A 15,499-nucleotide genomic window follows, 5' to 3' on the forward strand; every position below is an offset into this window, starting at 1 on the left:
ATGAAGTCTATACATGTAAAAATAACGACAATCGTGCTGCTGGCCACTGTTCTGCTTGGCATATCTGCGATCCCGGTGTCGGCGTATGCGCCTTATGATAGCTATAACTATAACTACTGGGAGGAGCCTACCCCTTCTCCTGCCGCTTATTTACCGGAGGACATCCTATCTGGCCGCAGTCTAGGTATTGGCGATTTCAAGGAGCCGAGCGATTTGTACGTCGATTCGTCCGGGGCCGTCTACGTGCTGGATAGCGGAAATAATCGGCTTGTGATCCTCGACCATACAGGCGAAGTTTCCCGGGTGATTTCTTCCTTCCAGCATGATGGAGCGGAGGATCATTTCAACAAGCCCGAGGGATTGTATGTTACCGATGATGGATTTATCTATGTGGCCGATACGGAAAATAAACGGATAGTTGTCTTGTCGCCGCAAGGCGAGCTGAAGCAGATTATTCGTGATCCCGAGTCAGATCTATTCGCTTCGAACTTCACCTTTTATCCTACCAAGCTGGCCGTGGACAAAGCCGACCGGGTATATGTCGTTGCCCGGGGCGTCTATGAAGGGATCGTCCAATTTGACGATCAGGGCGGCTTTATTGGTTATATCGGCACCATCAAGGTGAACCCCAGCGCTGCGGATTATATCTGGAAGCTGATTTCGACCCAAGCTCAGCGGGAGCAGATGGCCTTGTTTGTGCCCACCGAATTTTCGAATCTAGATATAGATAGCCAAGGCTTTCTATATGCAACCAATATCGATGTCGACTCCAAGGAACCGATCAAGCGGCTCAGTCCGTCGGGGCATGATGTATTGAAGCGTTACGGGTACTTTGATGTGAAGGGCGATATTAACTTTTTTCGATTAGCAGGCGCAGGTATTGAAAGCGGGCCTTCCAAAATCGTGGATGTTAAGATCCGAGAGGGCGGCAAGTTCAGTATGATTGATTCTTTGCGGGGACGGGTGTTCACCTATGATGCCGAGGGCAATTTACTATACATTTTTGGCGGAAAAGGAAGCCAGGTTGGAACATTCAAATCTGTGGCGGCGATTGAGGAATGGAAGGATCGGTTGTTGGTTCTGGATCGGGGAACTGGTCGAATCACGATATTCCGCCCTACTGAATTTGGGGCCAAGGTGAACCAGGCTGTGGCGTTCCATGCGGCGGGTGAAGAACAGCAAGCTGTAGCGGTTTGGAAAGAGGTGCTGCGGCTTAACAGCAACTATGACACGGCGTATATCGGGATCGGCAAGGCTCTGCTGGTGAATAGGCAGAACAAGGAAGCGATGAATTTCTTCAAGCTGGGGATGGATCACCAGTACTACTCCGTAGCTTTCAAACGATACCGGAAAGAGGTTATGCAAGGCTCCTTTAGCACGGTTATGACCATAGCTTTAGCACTAGCGGTAGCGGGGATAGGCTGGTCGATCTATCGAAAAAGAAAATCAAGGGGGATTCAAGCGTGAAAAAGGAGGATTTCTCTTTTCCCCTGCATGTCATAGTGCATCCGTTTGACGGCTTCTGGGATATGAAATATGAGCAAAGAGGCAAGCTGAGAATGGTTGCCCTGATTCTGATCCTGGTCATCGGAGCGCTCATTTTTCAGAAGCAATATGCGGGATTCCTGGTCAACCGGATTGATCCGCGGACGCTGAACAGCCTGGATGACGTCATCCAAATTCTGTTTGCGTTTTTCCTATGGAGCATTTCCAACTGGGCGGTATGTACTTTAATGGATGGGGAAGGTCGATTCAAGGATATTATGATGGCTACGGCCTATTCGTTGGTACCTCTCATTCTGATCTACTACCCGACTACATTCATTAGTAATTTCCTTACGCAGGAAGAGGCAGCTTTCTATTATTTACTGAACACGATGGCTTTGATATGGTGCGCGGGTCTGCTTATTGCGGGAACGATGACCGTGCATCAATTTACGATGGGCAAAACGCTGGTGACCATGCTGCTGACCCTCATTATGGCGGCCATTGTCATCTTCCTCATGCTGCTGCTGTACTCCTTGTTCCAGCAAATGATTGATTTTGTGTACAGCATTTATACCGAGTTGATCTTCCGGAAGTAGAAGGAGTGAGCCAGAATGAAGAACAAGAAAGTGTTATGGAGCCTAGCCATGGCAATTCTGCTTGGCGTCGTGATCGTCGTCTTGACGCTGACGTATTCCGGAGCCCCTGTCTCTCCGGTGCTGGCGGAGGGTGCACAGGAGCAAGCTGAATTTGAAGAGGGGAGGGAACTCGTTTTCTTGCAGGACAGCGGGGCGCCTGTAGAAGGTATGAAGCTTGTCGCCCAACAAGGCGAATACTCTCTTTACTACAATCCTGAGACCGCTGAGGTGGCGGTAAACGATACGGGGAGCGGTCACAGCTGGTATTCCAACCCGGTGGACGCTTCGGAGGATGCCTTGGCTTCGCCCTATGAGAAGGAGTCTCTGGCTTCCCAGTTCAGCCTGGAATTCCGGGACGAGAAAACCAATTTGCTCAAATTCCGCAGTTATCCGGATAGCGTACAGCGGGGGCAGTTTGCAGCCGAAGGGCTCAAAGATGGACTGAGGGTCATTTATACCTTGGGGGACAATTCCAAAGGAATTGATTTGCTCCCTAAATATATTTCGGCAGACCGCTTGGAGGAGGCCGTGCTGAGCAAGCTGGATGAGGCTACAGCCAAGTATGTCGCATTGCGGTATTACAAGGTGAAGGATCGTCCTGGCCTGCTGGAGAGGCTGGATGATCAGGTAGGCAAGGAGCTGGTGCTCAAGAAGATGCTTACGGCTTTCGAGCAGGCCGGGTACGATGAGAGCCAACTGGCCATCGACAATGAAGCGAACGGTGTAAGCGGAAGCTCCGTGACGGAGAAGCCGCAATTTGTCGTACCTCTGGAATACCGTTTAACTCCGGAGGGGTTGAAGGTCACTATCCCGATGAGCCAAGTAGAGGAAAATCCGAATTACCCGCTGCACAAAATTGAATTCATGGAATATTTCGGAGCGGCGGGAGCCGATGCCGAAGGATATATGTTTGTTCCTGACGGATCGGGGGCACTTATCCATCTCAACAACGGCAAAATCAACGATGACCGGTATTCTCAGGAGCTCTATGGAGGCGATAAAAATCAGAGCAGCCGCAATCGCCTTCAGGTGACGCAAAGCGCAAGGCTGCCTGTATTCGGGTTAAAAGAAGGAACACGCGCTTGGTATGCCATGATCACGGAGGGCGATGGGATTGCTAGTGTGAATGCCGACGTAGGCGGCAAGCTGAACAATTACAACCATGTCTATGCCAGCTTTGTGATTCGCAGTGAAGATGAGCTGTTCATGATGTCCGGGAACAAATTAAGCGAAGTGCGCTTAACGACAAAACCGGGCTACAAGGGCGCAATTGGCGTCGAATATAGCTTTCTGCAGGGGGAGTCTGCCAATTATGCCGGTATGGCCCGGAGTTATCAGCAGAAGCTCGTGAAGGACGGCCGGCTGGGTGCGGCTTCGCGGGAATCTTCTGGGTCAGTTGATGATGATGCGAATCCGAATCTTCCGTTTCATGTAGATGTTTTTGGGGCGATTACGAAGCAGACCGCATTTCTGGGTGTGCCCTACAACGCCATCACAGCTTTGACTACGCTGGAGGAAGCCGGTCAGATGGGCCAGGATATGCAGGAGGCAGGGATCTCTAATATTCAAATGCGTCTGGTTGGCTGGTCGAAGGGCGGAGTGAATCATAAACTAGCATCCGCCGCGACCCAGGGCAGAGTGGGAAGCAACAAGCAACTGGCGAATCTGTCCGCCTGGCTTGAGGAGCAAGGAGGCGCATTATATCCCGATGTTGCCTTCCAGCAGGTACATCATGACACGATGAATTTCTCTCCCTCTCAGGATGCCGCAAGATTTATAACCCGAGAGGTTTCCAGCCAGTCTCCCTATCGGAGCGATCTCAATCGGATGAGTCATAGCCTGTACGGGAGTTATTATTTGTTGTCTCCAGCCAAGCTGAGCCACTACGTTGATGATTTTATCAAGGGTTATCAAAAGTTAGGTGTTCCAGACGTATCCCTTCGTGATTTGGGCGATGTGTTATATGGGGATTATCGTGCGAGCCGTGTTGTCCATCGGCAGCAGGCTAAAGATGTTGTGGAAGCCGAGCTTGCCAAGCTGAATGAAAAGCAGGGGAAGATGCTGATCGTCGGCGGCAATGGATATGCGCTCGCTTATGCGGATTATGTCATTGATGCGCCGAATAGCTCCAGCCGCTTTAATATCGTGGATATAGAGGTGCCGTTCTATCAAATGGTGCTGCATGGATACGTCGGCTATGCCGGTGAAGCCGTGAATTTGTCGCCGGATCAAGATCTGGAGCGAGCGCTACTGAAGATGATTGAATATGGCGCTGCTCCCCATTTTGCCTTCACGAATTCCTCCTCCTCCGAGGTAAAGTTTACGAACTTTGATGCTCTGTACTCCACCTACTATATGGATTGGCTGCAGGAAGCTGCCGATTTGTATGCCAAGGCGAATACGGTGCTGGGGCCGCTGCATAAGGTGCGAATGACGGATCACCGGCTGGTTCAAGAGGGGGTGTATGAGACTGTGTATGAGAATGGGGTTCGTACCTGGGTGAATTATACGGCTCAAGCCGTCTTGGTTGAAGGGCATAAGGTGGAGTCTATGGGCTATGCGATTGGAGGGGGAGCGCGGTGAGGTTTCAGTGGACGTTGACTAGGCGGCGAGCACTGCTGGGCATTGCTTTTATCTCGCCGTGGCTGCTCGGCTTTGTGTTCTTGTTTCTCATCCCGTTGATCCAGTCCGTCTCATTCAGCTTTCACAAGTTGACCATTGTTGAAGGCGGTTATGAGCTGACGGCAGTGGGTTTGAATAATTTCAAGGATGCTCTGCTGGTGAATCCGACTTTTAATCGGATCCTGACGGAATCCGTGATAGATATGATCATTAATGTGCCGCTAATTTTATTCTTCAGCTTGTTTACGGCTACGCTGTTGAATCAGAAGTTCCGGGGGAGGACGGCGGCGCGGGCGATCTTCTTCCTTCCGGTGATTCTGGCTTCCAGTGCTATTACGGCAGCCGAAGCCTCGGGCCTGATTAATTTGATCGGAGATGCCAATGCCATCAATGAGTTGGGCGGCGCGGCCTCCAGTTTTAACGGTGACTACATGATTATGATGCTGCTTGATCTCGGGATTCCAGGCGTGTTCGTTGAATATCTGATGGAGGCCATTCTGCGCATTTACGATATTGTGAGCAGCTCTGGAGTTCAGATTATTATTTTCCTAGCGGCGCTGCAGAGCATACCGGGCTCTATGTACGAGGTTGCCAAAATCGAGGGAGCCACGAGCTATGAGACGTTCTGGAAGATTACCTTTCCCATGGTCAGTCCGCTCATTCTTACTAATGTGATCTATACGATTATCGACTCGTTCTCGAACAGCACGATTACTAGGACTATATATACTACAGCCTTTCAGTCGCTTAATTTTGGACTTAGTGCCGCCATGGCCTGGTTATATACGCTGGTCATCGGCATCATCCTGATCGTGATCGGAGTGAGCGTATCGCGCCGGGTCTTCTACTATGATTAGGACAAAGCTTAAGGGAGGTTAGCAGTATGGAACTGCAAAAGGCGACCGCGCGCACCAAGCGTGCGTGGCTGGGCAATGGGGGACATCGGCTGAGAAGCAAAGCGCAGAACGCCCTGTGGACTTTGTTTCGGTACGGCATCATATCGGGGATTTGCTTTGTCATTATTTATCCGATCATACGGAAGATAGCGGTAGCGATCATGGATAAGCAGGATATATACAACCCGACGATTTTCCTTATTCCGCAAAATTTCACTTTGGATAATATCAAGACAGCGATGAAGGTGCTGAATTATTTCCCTACGCTCGGCAACACGCTTGTATTCGTGACGATCACGATGCTATTTACGACGATATCCTGCGCTTTGGCGGGATATGGGTTTGCCAGGTTTCACTTTCCAGGAAAAAACATTTTGTTCGGCCTGGCGATCCTAACGATTCTGATCCCTGCCAATACGTTGATGGTACCGATGTACCTGCACTTTCGCAGCTTCGATTTTCTTGGCATCATTCATTTGCTGACAGGCAATGAGGGGATTAATCTCATCAATACGTATTGGCCTACCACGATTTCTGCTCTTACAGCCAATGGATTGAAGGCGGGGTTGTTCATCTACATTTTTCGCCAGTTTTTCCGGGGGCTTCCGAAGGAGATTGAAGAATCCGCTTTAATCGATGGAGCGGGGGGCTTTAAGACGTTTTTTCGTATTATGCTGCCGAATGCGGTACCGCCGCTTATTACCGTGCTGCTGTTCTCCTTTGTGTGGCAATACAATGACTCGTTCTATACCTCGTTATATATGAGTGAAATGAATCTGATGCCGACGATGGTTGCCTCGATCGCAGCCAATGCCAATACGGTTGCCCAATCCATGCTCCCGGGCGGGTATGACCCGAATGTGAAGATCGACCCCAACTATATTGCAATGATTGTCGATACCGGAATATTGTTAGTCATTGTTCCGCTGCTCGTGCTGTATTTGTTCGTTCAGCGATATTTCGTGGAGAGTGTGGAGCGAAGCGGTATAGTCGGATGAGATGGGAGAAGGAAACGGTGCTATCGGATAGGACTGAGAAGGAAGCGGGGTGTCGCTAATGCTAAGAAGAATGACGGCACGCCGGCGCAAATTCATGATCGGCCTTGGAATTGGCCTAGGCGGCATGCTCATGGTTGTTGGAATGATTATGGGCGCGTTAGTGATGTTGGGAAATATGGGGGAGGATGGCCATCTAATACTGCAAGTTCCGGCTGATTATAAACATCAGGACATTGCCTTTGTGCTGACGAAACTTCTGAAGGAAGGGTAAGGGAATCAGAGAATATGGAATCATTGAAGAGGTCGAGTCTACGGCTAGTTTGCTGGAGCCGCTAACCCCTGATCATTGGGGGCAGCAGAGCTCCTGTCCTTGGTGTCGATCCAGACGCGGGGCCCTTGGATATCGAGGAGCGTGAGCGCCCTGAATGGCTGGGAATGACGGGTGGTACCGACTTAGCTGTCTTGCTTGGCAATTGTGCGACGACCTTCTTCATATCGGGCTGGAAGTCGTTCACGGGGATCGACCCGGGTGTGCAGGCACGAATTTTTGGCTCGGCCCAGTAGGCATAATTCAATAATCATATAAAAAGCGGAAAAAAGCTCCCCTCTCCGCAGCAGATTTTTACATTCATCTGTTGGCAATAAGGGGAGCATTTCGTTTTGTAGGAAACCTGTTATTCTTGCTATGGCACAATATTAAACGGAACAGGAGCCGTCGGAGCAGGATGGATCTGAGCTTGACCCGGTACCCGAGTTGCCGCTTGTTTTGTTGGTGATGACTTGTAATGGCTGCTGCTGGTCTTCCTGCCATACCTGCTGCAGCACCTCCAGGAATGCCTCGCTCGGCTGTGCGCCGGATACGGCATATTTATTGTTGAACACGAAGAACGGTACTCCGCTGATTCCGAGGCGTGCGCCTTCCTGAAGCTCTTCCGTGACCGTTTGGTCTAAGGAGGCCTCTTCAAGGGCTTTGAGCGCCTCTTGCTCGTTCAGGCCGATCTCAGCGGCTAACCTGGCTAGTGTAGTGTGATCTCCCAGATCGAGCCCTTCGGTGAAATAGGCCTTGAACAGCCTTTCCGCCAGCTCGTTGGCTTTGCCATGCTGCTTGGCGAATTGCGTCAACTGGTGCGCATCATGGGTATTCGTTGGAATGACGCTGTCCATATGGTATGCCAGTCCAACTTCCGCGGCCTGCAAGGTGACTTGGTCGTTCATTTGCTTGGCTTGTTCGTAGGGCATGCCATACTTCTCGGCCAAAATCGTATTCATGTCTTTGCCGGTGTTCTTCTGCGCATCGGGAGCGAGCTCGAAGCTGCGGAAGCCGACCTCAACTTGATCCCGGTGAGCGAATTGCTCCAAAGCTGCTTCGAATTTTCGTTTGCCGATATAGCAGAACGGACAAGCGAAATCTGACCATATATCTACTTTCATGACGTACCTCCTAGGGATTTGGTATTTATAATAATGCCTTCTGGATGCACTGATGCTCTGTCGCTGCTTTACACGATCTACTCTTCGATAAGTTCCACAGGAATCAGCTTGAACTCGGTCACATCGACCAGACCGCGGTTCGAAATCCGGATGTCGGGAATGACGGGCAACGCAATCAGCGAGAAGGTCATGAACGGTGCATTCAGCGGACAGCCAAGCTGCTTCCAGGCAGCAGCCAGTTGCTTCACTTCTTGAGTTACAGTCTCCAACGGCTGATCCGACATTAGGCCAGCGATAACCATCGGTACCGAAGCGAGGATTTGACCATCACAGACCGCGATCATGCCTCCGCCAAGCTTGGCCAGCTCATTGGCAGCGAGGGCCATATCATCTGCATTTGTGCCCATGACAAGCAAATTATGGCTGTCATGAGCTACCGTAGACGCGACGGCTCCTCTTTTCAAATGGAAGCCCTGGGCAAAGGCCAGAGAGATTTGCCCTGTTCCGTGATGGCGCTCAATGCACGCCAGTTGAACGATATCCTGTTCCGGATCGGGCTGAATCATGCCCTTGGCTACGTGCAATGTGGCCGTGGCTTTGGCTGTGCGGGCGCTATTCTCTATCACATGAATTAAGTTTACTTTAGTTTTTGCGTCCTGGCTTCGGCTCGGAAGAAGGAAATCGGCTGCGGTCAGCGGTCTGGCTAAATGAACCGATTGACGAATCTTCTCCGGGTAGACATAGCTTGGGAACTGGGCTAACAGCTTACCTTCATTATAAACTAGCTCTCCGTTCGTAATAACGGCAGAGGGCTCCATTTGACGTAAATCGTCGATAAGCAGCAGGTCAGCGCATTTCCCCGGGGCGATTCCGCCGATATCTCCATCCAGTTTAAAATAGCGAGCCGTGTTGATCGTCCCCATCTGAATGGCAGTGACCGGGTCAACGCCTTCCTCGATAGCTCGGCGGATGACATGATTGAGATGCCCTTTATCGACGAGCGTCTCCGGGTAGACATCGTCGGTAACGAGCATAATGTTATCGGTTCTTACCTGATCCTCGGTAACGACTTTAATGACTTCCTTGACATCATGCCAGGCTGAGCCTTCGCGAATCATCAGGTGCATGCCAAGTCTTAGCTTGGCTAGACCTTGCTCTCGCGTGACGGTCTCATGACAGGAAGTGACTCCTGCGGCGATATAGGCTTGAAGCTGCTGCTCGTCATCGCTTGGGAAATGGCCTGTTACGGCTTTGCCAGCCTGCATGGTAGCTTTGATTTCCCCTGTCATTTTGGGTTCGCCATGAACCACACCGGGAAAGTTCATCACTTCGCCGAGACCGGCAACGCCGTCCCAGCTCATGCCTTCGGCGATATCGGCAACATGAAGCTCGGCACCCGCATCCTCCAAATCAGTTGTGGACGGAACGCAGGAAGGGAATGTGGTGTACACTTTAAGCGGCAAGCCGCGGCCTTCTTCATGCATGAGGCGGACGCCTTCCGTTCCAAATACATTGGCAATTTCATGTGGATCCATAAATATCGCCGTAGTTCCTTTGGCGAGTGCTGCCTTGGAAAATTCGGTCACGGACAGCATCGTGCTCTCTACGTGCATATGGCCATCCAGCAGTCCCGGAGAAATGTATCGTCCCGCGGCATCAATGACTTGCGTATTTTCTCCAATCGTATGGGAAGCTTGGCCTACGTAAGCAATCCGGCCATCCCTAACAGCTACATCCGTGTTTGCCAACAGCTCGCCCGTGTATACGTTAACTAGTGTTCCGTTAGTAATGACCAAATCAGCAGGTTGTGCGCCAATAGCTACCTGACCGAGATTATGGCTGATGTCATATTGTTTGTTCAAATGGTAATTGCTCATTCCATTGTCGCTCCTTTGCTTATAGCACCCTAACTGCAAGAAAGACTGTCCTCCAAGCTATACTTGGAGGACAGTCTTATATAAGTAGTAGTTACACTCCTTCAGGAGTCACTCTCTCGATGACTTTGTCTACGAGGCCGTATTCCATAGCTTCAGCAGCGCTCATGAAGTAATCGCGATCCGTGTCCTTCTCGATCCGCTCCAGCGGCTGGCCAGTACGTTCAGCCAGAATGTGATTCAATTTATCACGCATTTTGAGGATGCGGCGAGCGCGAATCTCGATATCGGTGGCTTGTCCTTCAGCACCGCCAAGCGGCTGATGAATCATGATTTCGCTGTTAGGCAGCGCATAGCGCTTGCCCTTGGTACCGGCATTCAATAGGAATGCGCCCATGGAAGCGGCAAGTCCCACGCAAATTGTCGAGACGTCCGATTTGATAAATTGCATCGTATCATAAATGGCCATGCCTGCCGTAATCGAACCGCCGGGGCTATTAATGTACAAATGAATATCTTTGCCTGGGTCTTCTGCGTCCAGGAACAGCATTTGAGCGATGATGGAGTTGGCAACGACGTCATTCACTCCGCTACCAAGGAAGATAATACGGTCTTTCAGCAGTCTGGAATAAATGTCGTATGCCCGCTCTCCGCGGTTGCTTTGTTCAACGACCATTGGAATATAACTCACCGATAAAACCTCCTTAGATTGGTTCAAGCTATTACATGCATCCCTTGCGTAAAGGTTGGACCGATCGCGAAGTAAGCAGTATAGCTTCCATTGTAATATAAATTTTGGTATCGATTCAATCAATCTCATAATTGACAAAATCGAGAAATATTAACCTCATCATAAACAATTTCAAACAGAAAGTCAAAGATGGTCAAACTGTAGAAAAAACAAAAGCACCCAAGGGTGCCTTTTGAGAAAAGCAAAGAATGTTATGTGAAATAAAAAAAGCCTTCTGTAGAAGGCTTTGTGCGTCAGAGGCTGTAAATTAAGATGGCGCGCCCGCGAGGAATCGAACCTCGATCTCAGGCTCCGGAGGCCTACGTCATATCCATTGGACCACGGGCGCAAATTTAGCGTAACAAAAATGATTATATGGTATTAGAGAATAAAATTCAAGTGGGAATTTTATGTGCGCCTCGGCCCTAAAGGACATTATATTTGTCAAAATCAAACCACTTCATAATTGAAATACAACGCTTCGCTATAAAAGATTGGAGACAGCGCATAGTAGCTGCCATCCTGTCTGACAGAGCTAAGTGGAGTGGTAACAACGGGTGACAGCCCGCCAGTGTTTGCTAAAGATCCAGTAACAGTGGAGCAATTTGTCTCTATTTACCTTGTTCTATTGCTGCTTTATATTGATCCATTCCGTTTATATAAATTACATCCGCTTCCCTAGTTCATGCTATTATCCTCTCCGTCCATATTTTCCGGAATGACATGTAAGCCTGATATGGGGATGGGACTGTTCAAACGCATAACCGTACATGACATAAAACTGCTGTGGAGACGGACAACTAATTTTAAAGTGTGATGGATTTTGTCTCGAAATAAATTTGGCACCCCGAGAGTGTATATATGGATACATGAATCAGCAATAATAGAATGAATTTTTATTTTATTGTCGCAAACAGGGCCTCTAATCCCTATGCTCACATTTCCCCAATACCAATATGCCTCCCCAATGCCTGCTTGTAAATTTGGATGATGGATTTCTATTCCGTTTGAGATTTATGGGAAGATGGATTATACCGCCTTTTTTCGCTGTTTGTAGAAGTTCCTCGAATGTTGTTGTATAAGTGGTGCAAAGATAGAGAATTATAGGGACATATCACTTGCAACAGGAACCAAAATTGGTTAAAATATCAGTGGGACTTAAAAAGTTAACCCGGGACGTTTTAAGACCAGAGGAGAAGGAGAGAAAGACGAAGCTTGCAGGAGTGGAAAGCATGCGGAATATTTTAGAAATGCAAAAGCAGCTTCTTCCAGATCTCATGGAAATTCTCAAGAAAAGGCATACCATACTTCACCAGATCATGTTATCGGATGTGATTGGTCGCAGAACCTTGGCGCTCTCGCTAAACATGACGGAACGTGTACTGCGTGCCGAAACAGATCTCTTGAAGGCTCAAGGCCTGATTGAAATCGAGAATATAGGCATGAGGATTAGCGATTCGGGCAGGAAGCTGCTGGAAGATATGGAGCCGATCGTAAAGGAAATATTCGGCCTCGCTAATTTGGAGGAGAAGATTCGTAAGGCTTTTGGATTGCGTAAAGTCGTGGTCATCCCTGGAGACTGGGAAACCTCTCCGCTAACGAAGCGGGAGCTCGGTCTGGCAGGGGCTAAGGCGCTGCTCGGAGCCATGCGCGGCGGGGACGTCGTAGCGGTCACAGGCGGCACAACGATGGCTGAAATCGCGGAGCAATTGAATCCGCCGGCGAATGCGGCGTTCAAGCAGAACTGGTTCGTGCCAGCGCGCGGAGGGCTCGGAGAGAGCCTGGAGATTCAGGCGAACACGATTGCTTCCGGCATGGCAAAGCGGGTTGGAGCAGGATACCGCCTGCTGCATGTACCTGATTTGCTCGGCAAAGAAGCGTATCAGTCACTGGTAAACGATCCGAACATTCAGGATATCGTGAGCACGATCCGTCAGGCGCGGATTGTTATACACGGTATCGGGGATGCGATGGAAATGGCCCGCCGCCGCAAACTGGATCCCTCGATGATTGAGGAGTTGCAGAAGGAAGGCGCGGTCGCAGAGTCGTTTGGTTATTATTTCGATAAAGAAGGCGTAGTTGTTCACAAAATGCTGACCTTGGGACTCCGTCTGGAAGACATCAGGAAGACGGACACGGTGATCGGAATCGCGGGCGGCAAAAGCAAGGCCAAATCTATATACGCGGTGCTGCAGTTCGGACATGAAGACATACTCGTCACGGACGAAGCCGCGGCAATGGACATCGTGAGCGAACTGGAGCAAAAAGAAAAACAGCAGAACAGCGCAATTTGATCGTTTAACTTATATTTACTCATGACTGTCTTATCAGGATGGTCTTGAATAATAAAAAAAACAAACACTGGGAGGATCTATCAATGAGTGTAAAAGTAGGTATTAACGGTTTTGGACGTATTGGACGTCTTGCTTTCCGTCGTATTCAAGACGTGGAAGGTATCGAAGTAGTAGCAATTAATGACTTGACCGACGCTAAAATGTTGGCTCATTTGTTGAAATATGATACAACTCAAGGCAAATTCGATGGCGAAGTAGAAGTTCATGACGGCTTCTTCAAAGTCAACGGCAAAGAAGTTAAGGTTATGGCTAACCGCAACCCTGAAGAGCTTCCTTGGGGCGAGCTTGGCGTTGATATCGTTCTTGAGTGCACAGGCTTCTTCACAACGAAAGAAAAAGCTGAGCTTCACTTGAAAGGCGGCGCGAAGAAGGTTGTTATCTCCGCTCCAGCTACAGGCGACATGAAAACTGTTGTTTACAACGTTAACCATGAGATCCTTGATGGTTCCGAGACAGTTATCTCCGGTGCTTCCTGTACGACAAACTGCTTGGCTCCAATGGCTAAAGTTCTTCAAGACAAATTTGGTATCATTGAAGGCTTGATGACTACAATTCACGCTTACACAGGCGACCAAAACACACTTGACGCTCCTCACGCGAAAGGCGATTTCCGCCGTGCTCGTGCAGCAGCTGAGAACATCATCCCTAACACGACTGGCGCAGCTAAAGCAATCGGTCTTGTTATTCCTGAATTGCAAGGCAAGCTTGACGGCGCAGCACAACGCGTTCCTGTAGCTACAGGTTCCTTGACTGAGCTGGTAACTGTTCTTGAGAAACAAGTAACTGCTGATGAAGTCAACGCAGCCATGAAAGCTGCTTCCGATCCAGAAACTTACGGATATACTGAAGATGAAATCGTATCTTCCGATATCAAAGGAATCACTTTCGGTTCCTTGTTCGATGCTACACAAACTAAAGTTCTTACAGTTGGCGACAAGCAATTGGTTAAAACTGTGGCTTGGTATGACAACGAAATGTCCTACACTGCACAACTTGTTCGCACACTGGAGTACTTTGCTAAGAAAGCTCAGTAATTCCTTAAATAACATCTATACATCAAAGAGGAGCGACCTGACCGCAGGACTCCTCTTTGGTTCATGATTGAAACCAGAAAACAACGCTTGACGAGTTTCTGGAGATGCTCTTTATGAAGTTATAGAATCGACATTCACACACACAAATATAGAGATAGAAGCACCGCTTAGGAGAGAAATCAATCAAGAGAACCAGGCGTTTAAATGGCGTAAAGCCATAGCCGCAAACCTTAGGAGGAACGTGGAGATGAACAAGAAAAGTGTACGTGATGTGGAAGTAGCCGGCAAACGCGTATTTGTCAGAGTCGATTTTAACGTCCCAGTTCAGGATGGTAAAATCTCCGATGATACTCGTATTCGTGAGACGCTGCCTACCATTAACTATTTGGTTGAAAAAGGCGCTAAAGTTATTCTTGCGAGCCATATGGGCCGTCCGAAAGGTCAAGTGGTCGAGTCCCTTCGTTTGAATCTAGCTGCAGAACGTTTGTCCGAATTGATTGGTAAAAAAGTAGCAAAAGCAGACGAAGCGGTTGGCGAAGCCGTCAAAGCGCAGGTCGATGCTCTGAACAACGGCGATGTTCTTGTACTAGAGAACGTTCGTTTCTACCCGGGTGAAGAGAAGAATGATCCAGAGCTTGCGAAGCAATTCGCGGAGCTGGCTGATCTGTTCGTGAACGATGCGTTTGGCGCGGCTCACCGTGCCCATGCTTCCACGGAAGGTATCGCTCATCATCTGCCAGCGGTATCCGGTTTATTGATGGAGAAGGAGCTTGACGTTCTCGGCAAAGCATTGTCGAATCCTGATCGTCCTTTCACCGCAATTATCGGCGGTTCCAAAGTTAAAGACAAAATCGATGTCATCGACAACTTGCTCAACATTGCTGACAACGTATTGATTGGCGGCGGTCTGACTTATACCTTCTTCAAAGCGCAAGGCCATGAGATCGGCAATTCGTTGCTTGATGACAGCAAGCTTGATGTAGCGCTTGAATTCATCGAGAAGGCGAAAAAGCTTGGCAAGAACTTCGTACTGCCTGTAGACGTCGTTGTAGCTGATGACTTCAGTGCGGATGCCAACAACAAAGTAGTAGACATCGACAGCATGCCTGCTGAGTGGGAAGGTCTTGATATCGGGCCGAAGACTCGTGAGATTTATGCGGACATTATCAAAAAATCGAAATTGGTCGTATGGAACGGACCTATGGGTGTATTTGAAATTGATATTTTCGCAGGTGGAACTCGCGAGGTAGCTGAAGCTTGCGCATCGACAGAAGGCTACACCATTATCGGTGGCGGCGATTCGGCGGCAGCAACGGAGAAATTCAATTTGGCGGATAAAATGGATCACATCTCCACAGGCGGCGGCGCTTCCCTGGAATTCATGGAAGGCAAAGCGCTTCCGGGCGTTGTGGCTCTGAACGACAAGTAATTATTTAG

12 protein-coding genes and 1 tRNA gene are annotated in these 15,499 nt (G+C 49.2%); 9 read left to right on the forward strand and 4 right to left on the reverse strand.

What is annotated here, in order from left to right:
- Genes CZ379_RS00725 through CZ379_RS00750 form a run of 6 tightly spaced genes read left to right on the forward strand, consistent with a single transcriptional unit; the run spans position 1 to position 6,910 of the window.
- A complete protein-coding gene (locus CZ379_RS00725) occupies positions 1–1,467 on the forward strand; it encodes an NHL repeat-containing protein (protein WP_110929846.1) in 1,467 nt (488 codons plus the stop codon).
- Positions 1,464–2,084, forward strand: coding sequence for a Yip1 family protein (locus CZ379_RS00730; protein WP_110929847.1), 621 nt, complete (start codon positions 1,464–1,466; stop codon positions 2,082–2,084). Before CZ379_RS00725 ends, CZ379_RS00730 begins: the two co-directional genes overlap by 4 nt.
- Before the next feature lie 15 nt (positions 2,085–2,099).
- A complete protein-coding gene (locus CZ379_RS00735; RefSeq protein ID WP_110929848.1) occupies positions 2,100–4,706 on the forward strand; it encodes a DUF5696 domain-containing protein in 2,607 nt (868 codons plus the stop codon).
- Complete coding sequence (locus tag CZ379_RS00740) at positions 4,703–5,602, forward strand: carbohydrate ABC transporter permease (protein ID WP_110929849.1); 900 nt, start codon at positions 4,703–4,705, stop codon at positions 5,600–5,602. The genes CZ379_RS00735 and CZ379_RS00740 overlap by 4 nt, the downstream gene beginning before the upstream one ends.
- A 26-nt stretch (positions 5,603–5,628) precedes the next feature.
- Entirely contained in the window at positions 5,629–6,639 is a 1,011-nt protein-coding gene (locus CZ379_RS00745; RefSeq protein ID WP_110929850.1) for a carbohydrate ABC transporter permease, read from the forward strand.
- A gap of 58 nt (positions 6,640–6,697) precedes the next feature.
- The gene (locus CZ379_RS00750; RefSeq protein ID WP_110929851.1) at positions 6,698–6,910 is read left to right on the forward strand and encodes a hypothetical protein; all 213 of its coding nucleotides are present in this window, start codon (positions 6,698–6,700) and stop codon (positions 6,908–6,910) included.
- Between the two features lie 425 nt (positions 6,911–7,335).
- Here the strand turns inward: CZ379_RS00750 and CZ379_RS00755 are convergent, their stop codons facing one another.
- The 4 genes from CZ379_RS00755 to CZ379_RS00770 form a co-directional block, all read right to left on the reverse strand.
- Positions 7,336–8,070, reverse strand: coding sequence for a DsbA family oxidoreductase (locus CZ379_RS00755; protein ID WP_110929852.1), 735 nt, complete (start codon positions 8,068–8,070; stop codon positions 7,336–7,338).
- Positions 8,071–8,147: 77 nt separating this feature from the next.
- Positions 8,148–9,947 (reverse strand): adenine deaminase, encoded by a 1,800-nt coding sequence (gene ade, locus CZ379_RS00760; RefSeq protein WP_110929853.1) that lies wholly within the window; start codon positions 9,945–9,947, stop codon positions 8,148–8,150.
- Between the two features lie 91 nt (positions 9,948–10,038).
- The gene (gene clpP, locus CZ379_RS00765; RefSeq protein ID WP_055105503.1) at positions 10,039–10,635 is read right to left on the reverse strand and encodes an ATP-dependent Clp endopeptidase proteolytic subunit ClpP; all 597 of its coding nucleotides are present in this window, start codon (positions 10,633–10,635) and stop codon (positions 10,039–10,041) included.
- 313 nt (positions 10,636–10,948) lie between these two features.
- Positions 10,949–11,023, reverse strand: a tRNA-Arg gene (locus tag CZ379_RS00770).
- An 883-nt stretch (positions 11,024–11,906) separates the two neighbouring features.
- Between CZ379_RS00770 and CZ379_RS00775 the strand changes: the two genes are divergently transcribed.
- From CZ379_RS00775 to CZ379_RS00785, 3 genes are all read left to right on the forward strand, one after another.
- Positions 11,907–12,968, forward strand: coding sequence for a sugar-binding transcriptional regulator (locus CZ379_RS00775; RefSeq protein ID WP_110929854.1), 1,062 nt, complete (start codon positions 11,907–11,909; stop codon positions 12,966–12,968).
- 83 nt (positions 12,969–13,051) lie between these two features.
- Positions 13,052–14,062, forward strand: a complete 1,011-nt coding sequence (gene gap / locus CZ379_RS00780) for a type I glyceraldehyde-3-phosphate dehydrogenase (RefSeq protein ID WP_110929855.1) — start codon at positions 13,052–13,054, stop codon at positions 14,060–14,062.
- Positions 14,063–14,309: 247 nt separating this feature from the next.
- Positions 14,310–15,491, forward strand: a complete 1,182-nt coding sequence (locus CZ379_RS00785) for a phosphoglycerate kinase (RefSeq protein ID WP_110929856.1) — start codon at positions 14,310–14,312, stop codon at positions 15,489–15,491.
- The last annotated feature ends 8 nt before the right edge of the window (positions 15,492–15,499 follow it).

The organism is Paenibacillus bouchesdurhonensis (genome assembly GCF_900155685.1).
Lineage (GTDB): Bacteria > Bacillota > Bacilli > Paenibacillales > Paenibacillaceae > Fontibacillus > Fontibacillus bouchesdurhonensis.